Annotated in this window: 19 protein-coding genes, 1 tRNA gene and 1 pseudogene; 10 read left to right on the top strand and 11 right to left on the bottom strand. The window is 64.9% G+C overall.

Going from position 1 to position 20,819, the window contains the following annotated elements; translation table 11 throughout:
• Nucleotides 1–150: 150 nt before the first annotated feature.
• From AC066Y_RS37720 to AC066Y_RS37710, 3 genes are all read left to right on the top strand, one after another.
• On the top strand, nucleotides 151–2,685 hold the full coding sequence (locus AC066Y_RS37720) for a bifunctional diguanylate cyclase/phosphodiesterase (protein WP_478278282.1): 2,535 nt from the start codon (nucleotides 151–153) through the stop codon (nucleotides 2,683–2,685).
• A gap of 222 nt (nucleotides 2,686–2,907) precedes the next feature.
• Entirely contained in the window at nucleotides 2,908–3,192 is a 285-nt protein-coding gene (locus tag AC066Y_RS37715; protein ID WP_478278281.1) for a PepSY domain-containing protein, read from the top strand.
• 10 nt (nucleotides 3,193–3,202) lie between these two features.
• On the top strand, nucleotides 3,203–3,757 hold the full coding sequence (locus tag AC066Y_RS37710) for a cytochrome b/b6 domain-containing protein (RefSeq protein ID WP_478278280.1): 555 nt from the start codon (nucleotides 3,203–3,205) through the stop codon (nucleotides 3,755–3,757).
• Nucleotides 3,758–3,799: 42 nt separating this feature from the next.
• On the opposite strand, the gene AC066Y_RS37705 is transcribed toward AC066Y_RS37710, so the two are convergent.
• Nucleotides 3,800–4,474: an LON peptidase substrate-binding domain-containing protein gene (locus AC066Y_RS37705; protein WP_478278279.1), complete on the bottom strand. Its 675-nt coding sequence runs from the start codon at nucleotides 4,472–4,474 to the stop codon at nucleotides 3,800–3,802.
• A gap of 31 nt (nucleotides 4,475–4,505) precedes the next feature.
• On the bottom strand, nucleotides 4,506–5,426 hold the full coding sequence (gene trxA, locus AC066Y_RS37700) for a thioredoxin (RefSeq protein ID WP_207834130.1): 921 nt from the start codon (nucleotides 5,424–5,426) through the stop codon (nucleotides 4,506–4,508).
• A 239-nt stretch (nucleotides 5,427–5,665) separates the two neighbouring features.
• Here trxA and AC066Y_RS37695 point away from each other — a divergent pair, with 239 nt between their 5' ends.
• The 5 genes and pseudogenes from AC066Y_RS37695 to AC066Y_RS37675 all read left to right on the top strand — a co-directional run bounded on the left by AC066Y_RS37695 (nucleotide 5,666) and on the right by AC066Y_RS37675 (nucleotide 9,184).
• A complete protein-coding gene (locus tag AC066Y_RS37695; protein WP_478278278.1) occupies nucleotides 5,666–6,121 on the top strand; it encodes an SRPBCC family protein in 456 nt (151 codons plus the stop codon).
• Between the two features lie 160 nt (nucleotides 6,122–6,281).
• Nucleotides 6,282–6,356, top strand: a tRNA-Gly gene (locus AC066Y_RS37690).
• Between the two features lie 139 nt (nucleotides 6,357–6,495).
• Nucleotides 6,496–6,873: pseudogene (locus AC066Y_RS37685) on the top strand (DUF2865 domain-containing protein); the annotation flags it as partial.
• A gap of 268 nt (nucleotides 6,874–7,141) precedes the next feature.
• A complete protein-coding gene (locus AC066Y_RS37680; protein WP_478278277.1) occupies nucleotides 7,142–8,419 on the top strand; it encodes a PQQ-dependent sugar dehydrogenase in 1,278 nt (425 codons plus the stop codon).
• Nucleotides 8,420–8,605: 186 nt separating this feature from the next.
• Nucleotides 8,606–9,184 (top strand): c-type cytochrome, encoded by a 579-nt coding sequence (locus tag AC066Y_RS37675; protein ID WP_478278276.1) that lies wholly within the window; start codon nucleotides 8,606–8,608, stop codon nucleotides 9,182–9,184.
• Nucleotides 9,185–9,329: 145 nt separating this feature from the next.
• Here AC066Y_RS37675 and panE read toward each other — a convergent pair whose 3' ends face one another.
• From panE to AC066Y_RS37655, 4 genes are all read right to left on the bottom strand, one after another.
• The gene (gene panE, locus AC066Y_RS37670; protein WP_478278275.1) at nucleotides 9,330–10,247 is read right to left on the bottom strand and encodes a 2-dehydropantoate 2-reductase; all 918 of its coding nucleotides are present in this window, start codon (nucleotides 10,245–10,247) and stop codon (nucleotides 9,330–9,332) included.
• Between the two features lie 117 nt (nucleotides 10,248–10,364).
• Nucleotides 10,365–11,015, bottom strand: coding sequence for a DsbA family protein (locus AC066Y_RS37665; protein WP_478278274.1), 651 nt, complete (start codon nucleotides 11,013–11,015; stop codon nucleotides 10,365–10,367).
• Between the two features lie 77 nt (nucleotides 11,016–11,092).
• Nucleotides 11,093–12,448 (bottom strand): MATE family efflux transporter, encoded by a 1,356-nt coding sequence (locus AC066Y_RS37660; RefSeq protein WP_478278302.1) that lies wholly within the window; start codon nucleotides 12,446–12,448, stop codon nucleotides 11,093–11,095.
• Nucleotides 12,449–12,668: 220 nt separating this feature from the next.
• Nucleotides 12,669–13,256, bottom strand: a complete 588-nt coding sequence (locus AC066Y_RS37655) for a DUF2239 family protein (RefSeq protein ID WP_478278273.1) — start codon at nucleotides 13,254–13,256, stop codon at nucleotides 12,669–12,671.
• 131 nt (nucleotides 13,257–13,387) lie between these two features.
• Between AC066Y_RS37655 and AC066Y_RS37650 the strand changes: the two genes are divergently transcribed.
• Nucleotides 13,388–14,053, top strand: coding sequence for a glutathione S-transferase family protein (locus AC066Y_RS37650; protein ID WP_478278272.1), 666 nt, complete (start codon nucleotides 13,388–13,390; stop codon nucleotides 14,051–14,053).
• Here the strand turns inward: AC066Y_RS37650 and AC066Y_RS37645 are convergent.
• The 5 genes from AC066Y_RS37645 to ggt all read right to left on the bottom strand — a co-directional run bounded on the left by AC066Y_RS37645 (nucleotide 14,050) and on the right by ggt (nucleotide 19,086).
• A complete protein-coding gene (locus AC066Y_RS37645; protein WP_478278271.1) occupies nucleotides 14,050–14,487 on the bottom strand; it encodes a DUF1330 domain-containing protein in 438 nt (145 codons plus the stop codon). The genes AC066Y_RS37650 and AC066Y_RS37645 overlap by 4 nt on opposite strands.
• Before the next feature lie 59 nt (nucleotides 14,488–14,546).
• A complete protein-coding gene (locus AC066Y_RS37640) occupies nucleotides 14,547–14,897 on the bottom strand; it encodes a hypothetical protein (protein WP_478278270.1) in 351 nt (116 codons plus the stop codon).
• 36 nt (nucleotides 14,898–14,933) lie between these two features.
• Nucleotides 14,934–15,830: an SDR family oxidoreductase gene (locus AC066Y_RS37635; RefSeq protein ID WP_478278269.1), complete on the bottom strand. Its 897-nt coding sequence runs from the start codon at nucleotides 15,828–15,830 to the stop codon at nucleotides 14,934–14,936.
• 97 nt (nucleotides 15,831–15,927) lie between these two features.
• Nucleotides 15,928–17,226, bottom strand: a complete 1,299-nt coding sequence (locus tag AC066Y_RS37630) for an MFS transporter (protein WP_478278268.1) — start codon at nucleotides 17,224–17,226, stop codon at nucleotides 15,928–15,930.
• A gap of 114 nt (nucleotides 17,227–17,340) precedes the next feature.
• Nucleotides 17,341–19,086, bottom strand: coding sequence for a gamma-glutamyltransferase (gene ggt, locus AC066Y_RS37625; RefSeq protein WP_478278267.1), 1,746 nt, complete (start codon nucleotides 19,084–19,086; stop codon nucleotides 17,341–17,343).
• Nucleotides 19,087–19,211: 125 nt separating this feature from the next.
• On the opposite strand from ggt, the gene AC066Y_RS37620 reads away from it, so the two are divergent.
• On the top strand, nucleotides 19,212–20,591 hold the full coding sequence (locus AC066Y_RS37620; protein WP_478278266.1) for an MFS transporter: 1,380 nt from the start codon (nucleotides 19,212–19,214) through the stop codon (nucleotides 20,589–20,591).
• The last annotated feature ends 228 nt before the right edge of the window (nucleotides 20,592–20,819 follow it).

Below are 20,819 nucleotides of genomic sequence, written 5' to 3'. Positions count from 1 at the left end.
GCAGGATGTGTGCAATATTTATGGAGCCATCAATTTCCGTGCGGAATCGGCTTACGCGCGGATAACCATGCCACCGAAAGTTGTAGAAAATTATCGAGAAGACAATTCAATCGGCCTAGCTTGTCCGCGCCGACAACCATGGGCCGACGCATGTTTCGTGTTGTTACGTGTCTTTCAGGTGAGCATGACTGGCGGCTCGTTCTGCTCGCCGGCCTCGTCTGCTTCGTTGCCAGCATTGTCGCCGTCAACATCTTCCATCGCGCGATCGCTTCACAGGCGAGGACGCGGCTGATCTGGATCGCGATCGCGGGAGCTGCGATCGGCTACGGCATCTGGGCAACGCATTTCATCGCCATGCTCGCCTACGAGCCGGGCGTGCCGACCGGCTACGGTATCGTGCTGACCGGCCTGTCGCTCGTTGCAGCGATGATGCTGACATCCGGCGGCCTCGGCCTTGCCGCCAGCGACTCCAGCAGCTGGCGTGCGCCGGTCGGCGGCGCGGTGATCGGCGTAGGCATCGCCAGCATGCATTATCTCGGAATGTGGGCGCTGGAAGTGCCGGGCCATGTGGTGTGGTCGATGGATCTCGTGGCGGCCTCCATCGTGCTCGGCATGCTGTTCGGTTACGCCGCGCTGTCGGTCGCGGTCCGCTATCAGGATCGCTGGATGTCGCTCGTCGCGGCGCTGTTGCTGACGCTTGCGATCGTGTCGCATCATTTCACCGCGATGGGCGCGGTCGAGATCGTTCCGGACCCGCTGCTGGCTCCGGAAGCCCTGTCGCTCTCTCCCGCCTTCCTCGCCATCGTGATCGCGGGCGTGGCGCTCTCGGTACTCGGGATGAGCCTGGTCGGCGTGCTTGCCGACCGGCGCCTCGCGCTTCGCACCCGGCGCTTCGAGGAGATCATCAGCCAGCTCTCGCTGGCGCGCCAGCAGGTCGAGGCGTCGCAGAAGGAGCTCGAGGAACAGAGGCTCCGGCTGGATACGGCGATCAACCACATGGGTGAGGGGCTCTGCATGTTCGATGCTGAGAAGCGCCTCGTCGTGTGCAACGAGCGCTACGCCAAGATGTACCGGCTGCCGCCCGAATTGCTGCTGCCCGGCACCGCCCATCGCGAGATCATCACGCATCGGATCGCCAACGGCATTCTCAAGGGCGAGACCACCGACGTCGCCGCGACGCAAGTGCTCGCGACATTGAATGCGCTGCCGGCCGACGAGATCAGCAGCCGGGTCGACGAGCTTGCCGACGGCCGCCTGATCTGCGTGACGCGGCAGCCGATGCCCGGCGGCGGCTGGGTGGCGACGCATCGCGACGTTACCGAGCAGCGGCGCTCCGAGGCCAAGATCACCCATATGGCGCAACACGACGCGCTGACCGATTTGCCGAACCGCGTGCTGCTCAAGGAATGGATGGAGCAGGCGCTCTCCGGCGCGCGGTGCGGCGGGCCGAGCCTTGCGGTGCTGATGCTCGATCTCGACCGCTTCAAGGACGTCAACGACACCCTCGGGCATCCGGCGGGCGATGCGTTGCTGAAGTCGGTAGCCTCGCGGTTGCGCAGGTGCGTCCGCGATACCACGCTGGTCGCGCGGCTCGGCGGCGACGAGTTCGCTGTCATCGACTACGTCACCGATCCGGTCGCGGAAGCCGGTGTGCTCGCCGAGAGGATCAGGAAGGCGCTCAGCGAGCCGATCGATCTCGGCGATCATCGGGTGACCACCACGACCAGCATCGGGATCGCGATCGCACCACGCGACGGCACCGATTCCGACGAGGTCCTGCGCAGCGCCGATCTTGCGCTCTACTCGGCCAAGAGCTGTGGGCGCGGCTCGTTCCGCTTCTTCGAGCCGGAGCTCGATCGGCTGCTGCAGACCCGGCGCAGCCTCGAGCGCGACATGCGCAGCGCGCTCGCCAACGGCGAGTTCGAGCTGCACTATCAGCCGTTCATCAATGTCGCGAGCGGGGAGACCTGCGGCTTCGAGGCGCTGCTGCGGTGGCATCATCCGCAACGCGGCATGGTGTCCCCGGCGCAGTTCATCCCGCTGGCGGAAGAGACCGGGCTGATCGTGCCGCTCGGCGAATGGGTGCTGCGTACCGCGTGTGCGGAAGCCGCCAAATGGCCCGACGACCTCAAGATCGCGATCAATCTGTCGCCGGTGCAATTCAGGAGCCCCGAACTGGTCCCGGTGATCGTGCACGCGCTGGCGAGCTCGGGCGTTTCGCCTGACAGGCTCGAGCTCGAAGTCACCGAAACGGCGATCATCCAGGACAGCGAGGCGGTGTTCGCGGCGCTCAGCCAGCTGCATGATCTCGGGGTGCGGATCGCGCTCGACGATTTCGGCACCGGCTATTCGTCGCTGAGCTTCCTGCAGAAGTTTCCGTTCGACAAGGTCAAGATCGACCGCAGCTTCGTGTCCGAACTCGCGGGCGCAACCGACGAGTCGCGCCGGATCGCGCGCGCGGTCGTTCGCTTCGCCGTCAGCCTCGGCAAGACGACGACGGCCGAAGGCGTCGAGACCAGGGAGCAGCTCGACATCCTGCGCGCCGACGCCTGCGTGGAAGTGCAGGGCTTCCACTTCAGCCCCGCGGTCCAGAGCGAGAAGGTCGCACAGATGATCGGTGGGCGGATGCCGGCAGCAGCCGAACGCCCCGCGGTTCGCCTCGCAATGGCGGGTGCCGCGTCCTGACCGAAGGGCAGCGCCGGCAGATTCGGACATCCGTGAGGCGTAAGGCCGCAGCAAGCGGTCAAAACGAAATTGCGCGTGGAGCGCAAAGCGGTTTTCGCGCCCGTTAGAATTTCTCTAAAGCGTGCCGTGTCCGCGCTTCCTTGACTTGGCAATCACCTCAGCATTGTTCACGCATGTGCTCGGCGCGATGGCGTCGTGGGCATGATCGTCAACGGAGGGGAGATGCGCGTGAGAGTGATTTTGAGCGCTGTACTTGCAGCTGGTGTTCTGGGGCTGACAGGATCGGCGGCGTTCGCCGACGGCTACAAGACTTGCACCAAGCTCGACAAGGCGTCGTGGAAGCCGGCAACCGATGCCGAAGCCAAGGCCAAGGCCGCGGGCTACGAGGTGCGCCGCTCGAAGGTCGAGGGCTCCTGCTACGAAGTATACGGCGTCAAGGAAGGCAAGCTCTACGAGCTGTTCTACAGCCCGGAGGATCTCAGCCTGAAGCACACGATCGCGAAGTGAAGCAGACGCGATGACGAAGGCGGCGCCCGGCGCCCGCGGCGCCACCACCGTGCAGGTCTGGGACCTGCCGCTGCGGCTCTGGCACTGGGCGCTCGCCATCCTCGTCCTGGTCGCCTGGGTGACGCCCAACGTCTATGACCGGCTGCACCGGCTGGCGGGCTATTCCGTGATCGGGCTCTTGGCGTTCCGGCTGATCTGGGGCTTTGCCGGCACGCGCTATGCGCGTTTCGACAAGCTCGGCGTCCGGTTGCGAGCCGCGCCGCGCTACATCTGGAATCTCCGCCGCGGCATCACCGGCCGCTATATCGGGCTCAATCCCGCGGGCACCGTGATGCTGGTGGCGCTGCTGCTCACGCTCGCGGTCTCCGCGATCACGGGTGCGATGGAGGTCACCGTCACCTTCTTCGGCGTCTGGTGGGTCGAGGACACCCACGCCTATGCTTCGGATGCGGTGATCGTCCTGGTCGCTCTGCACGTGCTCGGCGTCATCGTGGTGGGATTGCTGCAGCGTCAGAACCTGGTGCGCGCGATGTTCACCGGGCGCAAGCAGCTTCGCAACCGTTGATCTCCGCGCAAACGCTTTGCGTTTGTCGCGAGGGATCATCCCTCATTGCACCGGCGGGTCGCCGGAGGTGCGCTTCTTGGCGAGGTCCATTTCGGTGACCGCGATCAGGATCTCGGCGCGGGTCTTCAGGTCGGGCGCCTCGAGCATCGCCTGCTTCTCGGCCGGACCATAGGGCGACATCATCGCCAGCGCATTGACCAGCGCCTCGTTCGGCGCGGATTCGATGCCTTCCCAGTCGACCTTCAGATTGTTGGCTTCGAGGAAATCCGCCAGCACCTCGAGCAGCGCCTTGCGATCGACGGCGTCCTCGCCCTTGCGCGCGGTGAAGTCGCCGGCGAAGGAGAAGAAGTCGACCTTGCATTGCCGGTACGGCGTCTGCACGGACAGCTCCTCGATCACCTTGAAGCGCGCGACGCCGGTCAGTTCGAGGATGTAGCGGCCGTCGCCGGATTCGGCGAGCTGGGTGATGCGGCCGACGCAGCCGACGCGGAACAGCGCCGGCTTCGCCTCATTCTGCGAATGCGCCACGTCGGGCTGGATCATGCCGATCAGGCGGTGACCGTCGCGCAGCGCGTCGTCGATCATCGCGAGATAACGCGGCTCGAAGATGTTGAGCGGCATCTGGCCGCGCGGCAACAGCAGCGCGCCAGGCAGCGGGAACACCGGGATCACCTCGGGGAGCTCGCCGGGCCCGCGATATTCGGCATTGATCGGCATCTGCGGTCCCGCTGCTGTGACGGGGCGTGCGTTACGAGAATAGAATCGTCGACAACCGCCTGCGCCCCTCGACGGTTGCCTCATCGGTGCCGCCCCACGCCTCGAAGAACTGCACCAGCTGCTTGCGCGCGCCGTCGTCGTTCCACTTGCGGTCACGCTTGACGATCGCGAGCAGCTGCTCGGTCGCCTCCGTGCGCTTGTTCATGGCATTGAGCGCGGTCGCGAGATCGAATCGGGCCTGATGGTCGAGCGGGTTTGCCGCGACTTTCTGTTCCAGCTCGGCGATCGGGCCGACCGACTGGGCCTGTTCGGCAAGATCGATCGCCGCCTGCACCGCCTTCACCGCGGCATCATTGCGCTTGGATTCGGGCACCATCGCGAGCGTCTGCTTGGCCTGCTCGACCGCACCCGACGTGACGTAGCACTTGGCGAGGCCGGCCAGCGCCGCGATGTTGGTGGCGTCGTGCGCCAGCACCTCGGCATAGATCTGCGCCGCACCCTCGACATCGCCCTCGGCAAGCACGGCGTCGGCCTCGGCCAGGATCTCCGCAAGATTGGGCTCGCCGGCGGCGGGCACACCCTTGGTGATCTTCTCGATGAAGGCGTTGATCTGGCTCTCCGGCACCGCGCCCATGAAGCCATCGGCGGGCTGGCCGCCCACGAAGGCGATCACGGCCGGGATCGACTGGATGCCCATCTGGCCGGGAATCTGCGGATGCTCGTCGATGTTCATCTTGACCAGCTTGACCCGGCCCTTGGCGTTGCGAACCGCCTTTTCCAGCATCGGCGTGAGCTGGCGGCACGGACCGCACCACGGCGCCCAGAAGTCGATCATGACCGGCTGGCGGCGCGATTCCTCGATGACGTCCTTGACGAAGGTCTGGGTCGTCGTCTCTTTGATCAGATCGGGCGCTGCCTCGGGCGTGGGGCCGCCCTGCTCCATTATCGTCACGTTGTCCTCGCCTTGGTCTTCTGAGGTCGGAAAAATACGGGGGCGTTCTAGCACGCTCCGGACGGCGTGTTCAGCCGTTCTGTCAGCCCGGAGCATGATCCCGGAACATGCTCCGTAGATGGCGGTTGGCCGGCGAAATTCAATCGCTCGTCGCCCGGCCCGTTCCATCGGAGATCGGGTGGGTTTGAGGTCCGGAACGGCCGACGATAGCGCTCCTTCATGGCAACAGGGGATCGCCCATGGCAAAGGCCTATTACAGTACCGTGTTCGAGCAGCCGGCCGGCGAGGTCTGGAAAATCATCCGCGATTTCAACAATTACCCGGTCTGGGTCCATGGCTCGGGCACCAGCGAGATCGAGGACGGCAAGTCCGGCGACACCGTCGGCGCCGTGCGCAACGTCTTGTACGGGGAGCGGCGGATCCGGCAGCGGCTGCTCGCACAGTCCGACGTCGAGCGCTTCCAGACCTACGAATTTGCCGGTCCGCCGACCCTGCCGGTGACGGACTTCAGCGCGACCCTCCGGGTGACCCCGGTGGTCGACGGCGACCGGGCCTTTATCGAATGGTGGGCGGTGTTCGATTGCGACGCGGCCCGCCGCGTCGAACTGGCGCAGACGCTGACCGGCTGGTTCGAGACCTGGCTCGAATCGCTCCGGGATGAGATGGCGCTGAGGCCGGTTCCGGCCGAATCATAAAAAGAAATCGTCGCGATCGCCGGTTTCGGCCGATTCGGGGTCAATTTTTAAGGAAACCGTGCGATTTCGTGAAGTTCGGACCGCGCTCTTGTGTTGCATTCACAGACAGCATTTGGCATAGGTCTGCCGTTGCCGGCGAGCGATCGCCGCCATTTCGGATGCGGGTGTAGCTCAGTGGTAGAGCACGACCTTGCCAAGGTCGGGGTCGAGGGTTCGAGCCCCTTCGCCCGCTCCAAAATATCTCGCTGACCGAGCTGACAGTCTGATGAAGGCCCGCCCATTGGTGCGGGCTTTTTTGCTGTTCGGACGGTTTTGCAGTTCAGGCAGTGCCGTGACCTCGCGGTCAGGATGCCGCGGCGCGCGATGGCCGCTTCTTCCCGCTGCCGAGCGTGAGCGACGCCGCGGATGTCAGGACCTGCGAGGCGATCTGTCCCGCGGCCGAGGTGAAGCTGGATTCCGGCTCCGACATCGACAGCGCCACAACCGAAGCGGGCGAGAGCTGCAAGGCGCTCGCGGATGCATTCCGATTCCAGCGCGCGATCGTGCCGCACTGCGCGTGCAGCGCCGGCGCGTCCACCGGACTGTCGCCGATTGCGATCGCGGACAACATGACGCTGCGGAATGGCAACATCATCGCCGCCGATGACGGCTTCAGGATCGCGGCGGTCTTCGGCGGGCAGAAGCGCAGTGTGTTGTTCAGGCCGCTGCCGAAGGCACAGGCACTCGGGCGTTCGCGCCTCTCGTCGCGATAGACGCGATCACGAGCGTTAGCTTCGTTCGAATATCACGCTGCGGTGCAGAATGCCTTGTTATCAGGCAGTCAGCGCAGGAAAATTTCGTCTCAAATTTCGTCTCAACTTGTTTTGACGCAGCGCACACCCGCGCATGCGCTTTTCAGCGTCGATGGATGTGCTACCATTTTGCCGTCTGACCTACCTCACAGACCGCCACCATCATCTCTCAAGGCGTTCAAAATCAATAACAGGCAAGCTGCAACGGCTTGCGTAGGGGAGTGACGCGATGAAATCGGCTTTCAATCGATCCATACTTGCGTTCGCGGCGATTGCGCTGCTGGCGGGGACAACCTTCGCCAATGCGCAGCAACAGACCGACAAGAACCGGGCGCTGAAGAAGTACGAATCCGGCACCAAGGAATTCTGGACCCATCCGCCGGATGACTGGTTCCTCGGCGACGAGACGGAAGCGCAGAAGGGCCTTGCCCCGCCGTCCGGTCCGCCGACCGGCGCATCCGACGCCGAACTCGCCGCGATGATGAAGAAGATCAAGCTGCCGCCGGGCTTCAAGATCGAGGTCTATGCCTCGAACGTGCTCGCCGCGCGGCAGATGGCCTGGGGCGACAAGGGCACGCTGTTCGTCGGCTCGTTCGGCCTCGGCAACGTCTATGCGATCAAGGACAACAACGGCAAGAAAGAGGTCAAGACCATCCTCAAGGGCCTCAACATGCCGACCGGCCTCGCCTTCCGCGACGGCGCGCTCTACGTCATCGCGGTCGACAAGCTGATCAAGTACGACAATGCCGAAGCCAATCTCGACAATCTCGGCAGCGGCAAGGTGGTGTATGACGACATGCCATCCTACGCGGCGCATGGCTGGAAATACATCGCCGTCGACAAGGACGGCTGGTTCTACATTCCGTTCGGACCTCCCTTCAACATCGGCATCCCGCCGACCTCGGTGTCGCAGATCCGCCGCGTCGATCCCAAGACCGGCAATGCGGAGATCTGGGCGCTCGGCGTGCGCAACTCGGTCGGCGGCGACGTTGACCCGCGCACCGGCAAGTACTGGTTCACCGAAAACGCCCGCGACTGGATCAGCGACGATCTGCCGAGCGACAAGCTCAACATGATCTCGAAGATCGGCGAGCACTTCGGCTATCCCTATTGCCACCAGGGCAACCTGCCGGACACCAAATTCGCGATGGGTCACAAGTGCTCGGAGTTCACCCCGCCGGTGTACAATCTCGGTGCGCACGTCGCTCCGCTCGGCATGAAGTTCTATACCGGCAGCCAATTCCCGGCCGAGTACAAGAACAGCATCCTCATCGCCGAGCACGGCTCCTGGAACCGGCACAAGTACCAGGGCGGCCGCATCGTGAAGATCACCGCGAGCCCCGACGGCAAGAATGCCAAGCAGGAGATCTTCGCCTCCGGCTGGATCGAGGGTGACCAGGGCTATCTCGGCCGTCCCGCCGACATCCTGCTCGACAAGGATGGCTCCATCCTCGTTGCCGACGATTGGGCCGGTGCGATCTATCGCATCAGCTACAGCAAGAAATAACGGTTGAACGCATGCGGGGCTGCGGTGGCCAATGAGGCGGCCGCAGCCCCGTTTGCTTGGTGCCAAGCTACGGAACAGACTCGTCATGCCCGGACTTGATCCGGGCATCCATCCCAACAAAAACCCTTCAGCAAGCGCGATGGATTACCGGGTCGAGCCCGGCAATGACAGCCGGAGAAACTGACAATGCGTCATGCGTCGTTTGGAATTCTGTCAGCGGCCCTGCTGCTGGCGTCGTCCGCCCAGGCGGCCGACGTCGCCGCCGGCAAGGCGAAGGCCGAAATCTGCGCCGGTTGCCATGGCGACAACGGCATCTCGCAGACCGAGAATATTCCCTCGCTCGCCGGCCAGCTCGACCAGTTTATTCAATGGCAGCTGGTGTTCTTCCGCGCCGGTGCGCGCAAGAACGAGCAGATGCAGCCGATCGTCGAGCAGCTCAACAATGACGACATCCGCAATCTCGGCGCCTATTTCGCGTCGCTGGCGCCGTTCAAGGGCGGCAAGGACGACAATCCGGAATTGTCCGAGAAGGGCAAGCAGGCCGCCGCCGGCCGCCGCTGCGCCTCATGCCATGGCGACGGCTTCGCCGGCATCAAGGCGGTGGCCCGCATCGCCGGCCAGCGCGAGGAATATCTCGTCAAGGCGCTGCATGACTACAAATCCGGCGTACGCTCCGGCGGGGCGCAGGCGGCGATGGCCGACGTGGCGTACCCGCTGAGCGACGAAGAGATCACCGCGCTCGCGCATTATCTGGCGCATCTGTAGCCGCAACAACGGTGTCGTCCCGGCGCAGGCCGGGACCCATAACCACCGGCGTCAATTGTCTTGAACGGATATCAACCCGCACCGCCTCAAATCGAGAGGCCGCGGCGTATGGGTCCCGGCCTTCGCCGGGACGACGGAGATAGATTCATCCCCGCTGCTTCTCATACGCCTTGAGATGCGTGTAGGCCGTGCGCAGCTTCGGCACCGGGATCTTGGCGGCGTCGGCGCGCACGATCAGGTCGCCGATCACGTGGTCGGCCTCGACCGGCAGCCCCGCCTTGATGTCGCGGAACATCGATGCGGTCATCGGCGAGCCTTCGGTGGTCAAGAGCCCGCGGGTGCGCTGGAAGAACGGGCCGCCCGGCGCGTGGCCGGCATCGGCCGCGATCGCGCTGCATTCGTCGAGGATGCCGAGCAGGAAATCCTGGCCGCCGGGTGCGGCCAGGATGTTGCCGACCGAGGTCCGCATCAGGCTGGTGGAGGCGGCGAGCGATGCCAGGAACACCCACTTCTCCCACATATCCTGCATCACGTGCTCGCTGGCGGCCGCACCGTTGATCGCGGAGAAGGTCTCGGCGATCGCGCGCACCCGGTCCGACAGGCCGCCGGCGCGTTCGCCGAAGCCGAGCGACTGCATCGGCTGCAGCTGCACCACTTCGCGCTTCTCGTTCAGCGTCGCTGCGATCGCGCAGAGACCGCCCAGCACATGCTGAGCGCCGAATTTCTTGTCGAGCGCATCGAGATGCAGCATGCCGTTGAGCAGCGGGATGATCGCGGTCTTGTCGCCGACCGCAGGCGCAAAGGACTTGATCGCGTCCTCGAGATCGAACGCCTTGCAGCTCAACAGCACGACGTCGAATTTGTCCGAGAGCTTGTCGGCCTGCACGGTCGGCGGGTTGTTCAGCGTGACATCGCCATTCGGGCTCTTGATCACGAGCCCGGCGGAGGCGAGCTCGGAGGCACGGCGGGGCCGGACGAGAAATGTGACGTCGCGGCCGGCCTGAAGCATCCGGCCGCCGAAATAACCGCCGATCGCACCGGCGCCGACCACGAGAACGCGCATGGGAATTTGTCCTTCTTTGTTGTTGCCCGGGAAGCGAGCGAATAGCGAATGGGAAATGGGGGATAGATAAGGATGCTGTTCGACTATTCGCTACCCGCTATTGGCCGTTCGCTCATCTCACTTTCCCGACACCAGTTCCTCGACTTCGCGCAGCTGCTCCTTGCCGAAGAAGATCTCGTTGCCGACGAAGAAGGTCGGCGAGCCGAACGCGCCGCGCTCGACGGCGGCCTGGGTGTTCGCGATCAGCTTGGCCTTCACGTCGGCGTCCTGCGCGCGGGCGAACAGTTTGGCGGCGTCGAGGCCGGCGGCGGCGATGGCTTTGCCGGCCACTTCCGGATCATCCATCTTCTTCGGCTCGACCCACATGTGGTGGAAAGCCGCCTCGATGTATCTCTCGAACACGCCTTCGAGTTGGGCGGCGACCGCCGCGCGCATCAGGTTCAGCGTATTGACCGGGAAGAACGGGTTCCAGGTGTAGGGCTTGACGTTGAAGCGCTTGAGGAAGCGCTCGGTCTCGATCTTCATGAATTCCGGCTTGTTCTTGACCCCCGCCAGCGTCTCGGCCGGCGACTTGTTGTTGGTGGCCTTGAAGATGCCGCCGAGCAGGATCGGGACGTATTCGAACTTGACGCCGGTGCGCTGCTCGATCGCCGGGATCGCCTCGTGGCTTAGGAAGGCGTTGGGACTGCCGAAATCGAACAGGAATTGCGGATTCTGGCTCACGGCGATCTCTCCCCTCGACTTATCTCGTTTGGGCTTGTTTGGCATTTCTCTAGCATGGGCCTGCTGCCGCAGGCGCCATCAGGAGAATATGATACTCATCATGTGAGCAGCAGTGCGCGATGTCAAATCAGCCGCCTGATGGTCTGCTTGCGCCATACCAGGGCGTAATAGGCCATCTGCAGCACGAACATGGTTGCGAAGGTGGCGGGATAGGCGATCCAGATGCCGCTGATGCCGATGGCACGGCTGAGCAGGATCGCGACCGGCACCTCGACCAGCGCCATGGCCAGGATCGAGATGAACAGCGGCATCCACACCGTGCCGCCGGCACGCATCGCGCCCGAGAACACCGTCGCCACGCCGAACAGCACCATGCTCCACAGCACGATGTAGAGAAGCTGCTGCGCCAGCGCGAGCACGGCGCCATCGACGATGAAGAAGCCCATCAGCGGCCGCGCGAAGAGATAGCCGAGCACGACCAGTCCGCCGGTCAGTGCGAGGTTCATCTCGATCCCGGTCCGGACGATGGCGCCGACCCGGTTGGAATCGCCGCGGCCGATTGCCTGCGCGCCGAAGATCGACACGGATATGGCGATCGAGATCGCAGGAAACTGCACATAGCCGATCACCTGGTTGACCGCGCCATAGGCGGCGGTGGCCTCCGAGCCGAACCCGTTGACGAGGCCGAGCAGCACCAGTTCGGCGAGCGAGACCACCACCATGCCGATCGCGGTCGGAATGCCGAGCCGCAGCACGATGCGCAGCAGGGCGCCGTTCGGCCGCATCGCGCGCAGGAACGCGGCGTCGAAGGCCAGCGGATGCTTGTGCCGCAGCATGTGGATATGCAGCCAGAGCAGCGTGACGACGCCCGAGACCGCGGAGGCGATTGCGGCACTGGCGACGCCCAGCATCGGCAGGCCCAGCCAGCCGCGGATCAATGCGGGCGTCACCACGAGGCCGACGACGGTCGAGACCGTCAGCGCCAGCAACGGTGTCACGGTGTCACCGACGCCGCGCATCATCGCCGCGAGCAGCAGGAATGCGAAGGTCACCGGCATCGTGATCATCATGATCCTCGCATAGGACACCGCGGCGTCGAGGACGTCTGCCGGCGTGGCGAGCGCGATCAACAGCGGGCGGGCGAACAGGCCGCCTGATATCGCGATCGCGAGCGCCAGCAGCAGCGTCACGGTCATGGTCGTGCCGGCGACCGCCTTGACGCGATCGGGCTCGTTGGCGCCCCAGGCCTGGCCGATCATGACCGAGGCGCCGGCGCTCAGGCCGATCACGAAGGAGATGAAGAAGAACATCACCGGAAAGAACACCGACGCAGCCGCGAGCGCGTCGACGCCGATCATCTGGCCGAGATAGATGCCATTGATGGTGCCGAACAGCGACTGCAGCACGTTGCTCAGCAGCATCGGCGCCAGGAACGACAGGAAGGCCTTGCGTAGGGAGGGAGGCTTGGGCACGTTCAACTTCCACATATGGTACCGAGCTTATGCGGCTTGGTGAGTAGGTCAGGTCAGGCAGCGCACCACTGTCGTCCCTGCCAAAGCAGGGACCCATACGCCGCGGCTCTTGCAAAGGGCACGCGGCTAGTTCGACGCGCTGCAACTACTACGGTGGTTATGGGTCCCTGCTTTCGCAGGGAGGACATCCCGTTCGCGGCCGCTCGTTGAAATACGGCATCGCGCGTCAGTCCGCTTGATCGCTATAGGCGAGCCGGATCGCGTGGTCGCGGATATCGGCGGGCCAGTCCGCGATCAGCGTCGCAAAGCGCCGCCGGTCGTGCGCGAACAGGGCGCGGATCGCGTCCTCGTAGTTTGGCCGGTTGCCGGCCATCGTTGTCATGAAGCGATAGGCGGCATCCTGGGCGCTGCGCGTGCGGTCCTTGTCGCCGCTCGCGCGCCGTGCCTCGTCGATCAATTTGCGGATCGCAACCGATGCGCCGCCCTTCTGCTGCGCGAGCCAGTCCCAATGGCGTGGCAACAGCGTGATCTCGCGCGCGACGACGCCAAGCTTCGGCCGTCCCGGACCGCGCGGCCCGGCCGGCGTTGCCGGCTCCTCGTCGAGCGGAGGCGCGAGCTTCGGCAGCCGCGCCAGCACGTCGTCGACCGAGCCGCGGAAATCGATGTCGACCAGCGCCGAGGTGCGGCCGTTGAACACCAGGACCGCAGCATCCTTGCGAAGGTCGAGCAGCTGCTTGGCGGCGCGTGCGACCTCCGGGAGGTCACCGGCCCCGATGCGATGCTCGCCTTCGAAGGCGACATAGGCAGGATTCATGGTAGACCTCTCAGATTGCGCGACGTATTGCCCGGTTGATTTCCAGCAAGCACGGCGCGTGGATCTCGACTTTCCTGGTCCCGGCTGGCGCCACACGCCGCCCGATTGCGCCGACATTTCAGAGGACGCCCATGCTGACGGTTCATCATCTCAACAATTCCCGCTCGCAGCGCGTGCTGTGGCTGCTCGAGGAATTGGGCGTGCCCTACGAGATCGTGCGCTACCAGCGGCAGCCCGACATGCGGGCGCCGAAGGAGCTGCGCGCGATCCATCCGCTGGGCAAGTCGCCTGTTGTCACCGACAACGGCAACACGATCGCGGAATCCGGCGCGATCCTCGAATACATCATCGCGACCTACGGCAATGGCCGCCTGATCCCGCCGTCCGATACGCCGGAGCGGCTGCGCTACACCTATTGGCTGCACTATGCCGAAGGCTCGGCGATGACGCCGCTGCTCTTGAAGCTGCTGTTCACGCTGATGCCGAAGCGCGCGCCGGCGTTGCTGCGACCGCTGGTGCGCAAGGTCTCGAACCAGGCGCTGTCCACGCTGGTCAATCCGCAGATCAAGCAGCACATGGCCTATTGGGAAGGCGAGCTCGGCAAGAGCGAGTGGTTCGCCGGCAACGAATTCTCCGGCGCCGACATCCAGATGAGCTTTCCGCTGGAGGCTGCCGCCGCGCGCGGCGGGCTCGCTGACGGCCATCCGAAATGTGTCGCCTTCCTCGAGCGCATCCACGCGCGCCCGGCCTATGCGCGGGCGCTCGAGAAGGGTGGGCCGTACGAGGTTGGCCGCTAGCATCTCGGGCATCGCGGCAACTCGACCAGCGGCAGCAGCCGTGAATCGGCCAGCGCCGCCGTGCGGTGTCCGATGCCGGCGAGGTAAGCCTCCGCTACCGCGAAGGCGAGGAATGCGCCGCGGCTCTTCTGCCTGATCAGCATCGCGCGATCCCAGCGCTCGCCCTCGGGACCGATCAGGAACGGGCCGCCTTCACCCATGAACAGGATGTCGCCGCCGCTCTTCCGCAGATGCGGCAGCGTGTGCGCGACGTAGCGGTCGTAGGCTTCCGCACCCGTGACCGGGTGCGGCGGGGCCAGCTCCGGGCTTTGCGAATAGTCGGCGATGTCGCGGAAGCGCAGCAGGTTGAGCATCACCAGCTCGCCGGTGATCTCGCGCTGGGCAAAGTCGCGACCGGCGTTCCACGTCGGCTCCAGATGGCAGGTGGCGTCCATATCAGTTCGTCCGCTTACCGGTCTCGATCTCATGGTTTTACCCGGGCATAATTGCTTTGTCAATAATATCCGGGTATAAATAGCGTGCCGATACGACAGGAGCCGCCATGAAGACCCAAGACCGCAAGCTGGCCATCGCCGACTACAAGAAGCGCACTGCTGTGGCCGGCGTGTTCGCGATTCGCTGCCGCGCCACCGGGGAGGTTTGGGTCGGGCAGGCGCTCGATCTGGCGAAAATCCAGAACTGCGTCTGGTTCACGCTGGGGATGGGCAGCCACCGCAATGCCGAGCTGCAGCGCGCCTGGTCGGCGCATGGCGCGGACAATCTCTCGCTCGAAACGCTGGAGCGGATCGAGGACGAGGAGCTTGCCTATGTCCGCGATACGCTGCTCAAGGAGCGCGTACAGCACTGGCGCGCGCGCAGCTCAACGCGTCGGCGGTCTAGCTTAACGCGAGGTCTGCGCGCCGCCCGCCGACGGCAACGGCTGCACGGTGACGCCGGGCGGCGGCACGTCGTCGTCGGGCACGAAGAAATCCGACATCAACGGCACCGAGGGATCGACGCGATAGCGCTCGAAGTCGCGCACGCCGTTGGCATAGAGCACCTTGTCGTCGATGCAAAAATTGCCTGTGAACTCGCGCGATGGCCGCGTGACGATCGCATAGGCCGCATCGCCCATGATCTCGGGCGTGCGGCTCGCGCGCATCATGGCGTCGCCGCCGAGCAGATTGCCGACCGCGGCGGTTGCGATCGTGGTGCGCGGCCACAATGCGTTGACCGCAATGCCGGCGGCTTTTTGCTCGCCGGCCAGCCCGAGCACGCACATGCTCATGCCGAACTTCGCCATCGTGTAGGCGGTCGAGTGCTCGAACCATTTCGTCTTCATGTCGAGCGGTGGCGACAGCATCAGGATGTGCGGATTCTCCGCCTTCTTCAGATGCGGAATGCAGTATTTCGACACCATGAAGGTGCCGCGGGTGTTGATCCCCATCATCAGATCGTAGCGCTTCATGTCGGTCGCCTGCGAATTGGTCAGGCTGATGGCGCTGGCATTGTTGACGCAGACGTCGATGCCGCCGAACTCGGCGACGGTGGCTTCGATCGCCGCCATCACCTGCGCCTCGTCCCTGATGTCGCAGAGCACCGGCAGCGCCTTGCCGCCGGCGGCGCGGACCTCGTCGGCGGCGGTGTAGATTGTGCCCTTCAGCTTGGGATGCGGCTCTGTGGTCTTCGCCGCGATCGCAACATTGGCGCCGTCGCGCGCGGCGCGCAGCGCAATCGCAAGCCCGATGCCTCGGCTCGCGCCCGAGATGAACAGCGTCTTGCCTTTGAGCGATGTCATGAGAATGGCCTCCAGTTAGGAACGCACATTGTCAGGGTCCCTTCCCCCTCGCGGGGCAGGGTTGGAGAGAGGGGTGATCATGCGAGCTCATCATGGCCTACCCACCCGCATGCAGCACGCGGCCGCGCGTTTCCGGCAGCGCGTAGGCGGCGATGAAGAACACGGAATAGGCCGCCACCGCGAAGATCGCGATCGCGTTGGCCAGCGTGGTCGTGGTCGAGAGCGCGCCGACCAGGAACGGAAACAGCGCGCCGACGCCGCGGCCGAAATTGTAGCAGAAGCCCTGGCCGGAGCCGCGCAGCCGGGTCGGGTAGAGCTCGGTCAGGAACGCGCCCATGCCGGAGAAATAGCCTGAGGCAAAGAAGCCGAGCGGGAAGCCCAGCACCCACAGCACCTCGTTGGACAGCGGCAATTGGGTATAGAGCAGCACGATCGCGATGGCGCCGAGCGAGAAGATCAGGAACAGATTGCGCCGGCCGATCCGGTCGGCAAGCCAGGCGCCGACCAGATACCCGATGAAGGAGCCGATGATCAGTGTCGCGAGATAGCCGGTCGAGCCGACCACCGAGAGCTTGCGCTCGGTGGTGAGGAAGCGCGGCACCCAGAAGGTGATGGCGTAATAGCCGCCCTGCATGCCGGTGCCGACCAGCGAGGCCAGCAGCGTGGTCTTCAGGATCGGCCCTTGGAAGATCTCCCACAATGCGGCCGGGCCGCTGCCGGATGCCTGCTGCTGCGCCATGGTCGCGGCCGAAATCTCCGGCTCGGTGACGTAGCGGCGCAGATAGAACACCAGCAATGCCGGCAGTGCGCCGATCACGAACATCCAGCGCCACGCATTCTCCGCGGGCAGGATCGAGAACAGGATCGCCTGCGCCAGCACCGCGAGGCCCCAGCCGACCGCCCAGCCCGACTGCACCGAGCCGACCGCGCGTCCGCGATATTGCGGCCGGATCGCCTCGCCGATCAGCACCGCGCCGGCCGCCCATTCGCCGCCAAAGCCCAAGCCGAGCAGCGCGCGAGCGATCAGGAGCTGGTCGAAATTCTGCACCACGGCGCAGACCAGCGAGAAGAACGAGAACCAGATGATGGTGAGCTGCAGCGTCTTGACCCGCCCGATCCGGTCGGAGAGATAGCCGCCGAGCCAGCCGCCGACGGCGGAGGCCAGCAGCGTCACGGTGCCGGCGAGCCCGGCGGTGCCGGCATCGACCTTCCACAGCGTGATGATGGTGCCGATCACCAGCGGATAGATCATGAAATCCATGCCGTCGAGCGTCCAGCCCGAGGCGCAGGCCCAGAACGTGCGCCGCTCCGGCAGGTTCATGTCGCGATAGAAGGCGAGGAGGCTGGTGTCCTCGATCTCTGCGACTTCGATCGTTTTGGATTCGGACGTGCTCATGCGCGTTCCCCGGAGAAATCTTTCACCGGCTGTTTGCGATCCGCGGCCGGAGTTGCGCGGACCGCCAATCTATCGCGATGTTGCAGGCCGGGCAAAGCCGCGTTTGCCCCTCCTTTAGTATCCCGCCGCCTCCGAGCCGCGCGTGCGCGGATCGGGCGCGCCGAGCAGGCCGTTGGTCGTGACGACGATCGAGTTCGCGGAGGAGTAGCCAAGCGGCTCGACCGGTTTGTGGCCCTTGGCGCGCAGCTCGGCGAGCACCTCGTCGGGAAAGCCGCGCTCGATCCGGACCTCGTCGGGCAGCCATTGATGATGCATGCGGGGCGCGGCGACCGCAGCCGCGATGTCCATCCTGTAGTCGATGACGTCGACGATGATCTGCGTCACCGCGGAGATGATGCGGCTGCCGCCGGGCGACCCCGTCACCAGCACGGGCTTGCCGTCCTTGAGCAGGATGGTCGGCGCCATCGACGACAGCGGGCGCTTGCCGGGGCCAGGCAGATTGGCCTCGAAACCGACCAGGCCGAACGCATTGGACGCACCAGGCGCCGCGGTAAAATCGTCGAGCTCATTGTTGAGCAGCACGCCGGTGCCGTCGGCGACGAGGCCGACGCCGTAGGGGAAGTTCAGCGTGTAGGTGTTGCTGACGGCGTTGCCGTTGGCATCGACGACCGAATAATGCGTGGTGTTGTCGCCCTCGTGCGGTTGCTTGGCGTTGCGCACATCGGTCCAGGGCGTGGCGCGGGCAAGGTCGATGGTCGCGCGCTGCCTCGCGGCATAATCCTTGTCGATCAGCAGTTGGGTCGGCGCGTCGACGAAGGCGGGGTCGCCGAGATAGCGGGCGCGATCGGCATAGGCCCGCTTCATCGCCTCGATCATGACATGCAGCGAGGCCGCCGAGCCCTGCTTCATGTCCGACATCGGAAAGCCTTCGAGGATGTTGAGGATCTCCAGCAGCACGACGCCGCCGGAGGACGGCTGCGGCATCGAGACGATGTCGTAGCCGCGATAGGTGCCGCGGATCGGCGTACGGATCACCGGCTGGTAGGCTTTCAGATCCGCGAGCGTAAAGATGCCGCCGGCATTCCTGATCCCGCTGACAAGCTTTTCGGCGACCGCGCCCTCGTAGAAGCCGCGCGGTCCCTGCTCGGCAATTGCCGTCAGTACGCCGGCGAGATCGCCTTGGATCAGGCGGTCGCCCTCATGCAACGGCGTGCCGTCGGCATGCGAGAACGTCTTGGCGGAATTCGGCCAGCGCGACATGCGGCGATACATGTCCGCAAGCGTGTCCGACGTATCATCGGTGACGATGAAGCCGTCGCGGGCGAGATCGATCGCGGGCTTGACGATCTGCGCCAGCGTGAACTTGCCGGAGCCATATTTCTCCAGCGCCAGCGCAAGGCCCGCGACCGTGCCGGGCACGCCGATCGCGAGCGCGGAGTTGCGCGACTTGTCCGGGTCCGGCTTGCCGTCGGCGTTCAGGAACATATCGCGCGACGCGGCCTGCGGCGCGGTTTCGCGATAATCGATTGCGACGTCTTCGTTGCGGCCGGCGAGATGGATCACCATGAAACCGCCGCCGCCGATATTGCCGGCGCGCGGATAGGTCACCGCCATCGCAAAGCCGGTGGCGACCGCGGCGTCGACGGCGTTGCCACCTTGCCGGAGGATGTCGGTGCCGACCCGCGCGGCCAGCTTCTCCTGCGCCACCACCGTGCCGTTTTCGGCGCGAATGCTTTGAATCGTATTGGTGGCTGAGGGCTCGTAAGCGCGCCGCTGCACCTGACCGAGGGCGGGTGTCGCGATGCCGATCACGAGGAGAGCGGCAAACAGCCGTCGCGACATCGTTGCTGTCAGCGCCATCGAAATGTCCTGCCCTGTTCATCGCCGTATCAGCAAACCGGCCCATGCTATATGGGAACGGATTGAAGCGGCAAAAGCCTGCCTGTAGTTCGAGTTGGGGAATATCTTTCGCGATGACGGCAACAATGCAGACGGGCGCTGAACATGCGAAGGCCTACACCAAGGTCTATCCGGGCCGCGCAGCCGTCGTCAGCTGGATCTTCTTCGACTGGGCCGCGCAGCCCTATTTCACGCTGATCACGACCTTCGTGTTCGCGCCCTATTTCGCGAGCTTCGTTGCGCCCGATGCCGCAAGCGGGCAGGCGCTGTGGGGCTTTGCCACAGCAGCTGCGGGACTTGCGATCGCGCTGCTGTCGCCGGTGCTGGGTGCGATCGCCGATGCCAGCGGCCGGCGCAAGCCGTGGATCGCTGTTTTCGGCGCGCTGCTGGTGATCGGCTCGAGCGCAATGTGGATCGGCAAGCCCGGCAATCCCGACATCATCCCCGCACTGCTGCTCGCTTATGCGATCGCGAGCGTCGGCGTCGAGTTCGCGACCGTGTTCAACAATGCAATGATGCCGACCTTGGTGCCTCCGGACCGGATCGGGCGGCTCTCCGGCACTGGCTGGGCCACCGGCTATGTCGGCGACATCCTGAGCCTCGTGCTGGTGCTCGGCTTCCTCGCCGTCAATGCCGAGACCGGCCGCACGCTGTTCGGCTTCGTGCCGCTGTTCGGTCTCGATCCGGTCATGCATCAAGGCGACCGCATCACCGGGCCGCTGACCGGGCTGTGGTTCATCATCTTCGTGACGCCGATGTTCCTGTTCACGCCGGACTATCCGGCGAAGCGCCCGATGCGCGCGGCGCTCGGCGAAGGCCTGCGCGAGCTCAGGGAATCATTGGCCAGCTTGCCGAAGCAGCAGTCGCTCGCGTGGTTTCTGCTGGCGAACATGATCTATACCGACGGGCTGGTCTCGCTGTTCGCGTTCGGCGGCATCTATGCCGCCGGCACGTTCGGCTGGGACACGATCCGGATCGGTACCTTCGGCATCATCCTCGCAGTTGCCGGCACATTTGGCGGCTGGCTCGGCGGCAAGCTCGACGATGCGTTCGGGCCGAAGCGGGTGATTACCGGCAGCCTCGTGATCCTGCTGTTTGCGATCGTCGTGATCCTCACGGTGAACAAGGATTCCATCCTGTTCATCCCGGTCGCGCCGCCGGTGCCGGGCGGCCCGCTGTTCGCGGGCGCCGCCGAGCGCGCCTATATCGTGTTGGGTTGCCTGATCGGCGCCACCGGCGCGCCGCTGCAGGCGGCCTCGCGCTCGCTCCTGATCCGCCTCGCGCCGAAGGATCGCATCGCGCAGTATTTCGGCTTGTTCGCGCTGACCGGGAAGGTGACCTCGTTCATTGGCCCGCTCCTGATCGGCGCGATCACGGCAGCGACCGCGAGCCAGAAGTACGGCATGGCGGTGCTGGTGGGGTTCTTCGTGGTGGGGCTCATTCTGCTAGCGAAGGTGCGCGAGTAAATCACGACCGTCGTCCCGGCCAAGCGAAGCGCGAGCCGGGACCCATAACCACCGCAGCTCGTGTTGCGCGGCGCTGGAGCCCCAGCTTTTCTAACAACGGACGCCTGTGGTTGATGGTGTGGACGGCCCCCTACGGCATCAGTGTGCCAGAATGAGGTTGTTGCAAATCTCAGACAAGGAGACCGTCCGTGAGAAAGATTATCCGTATTGGGATGGATACGTCGAAGC

The organism is Bradyrhizobium sp. USDA3010 (assembly GCF_056429065.1).
Note: the sequence above shows the minus strand (reverse complement) of the source record. Positions and strands in the feature narration are given on the sequence as shown.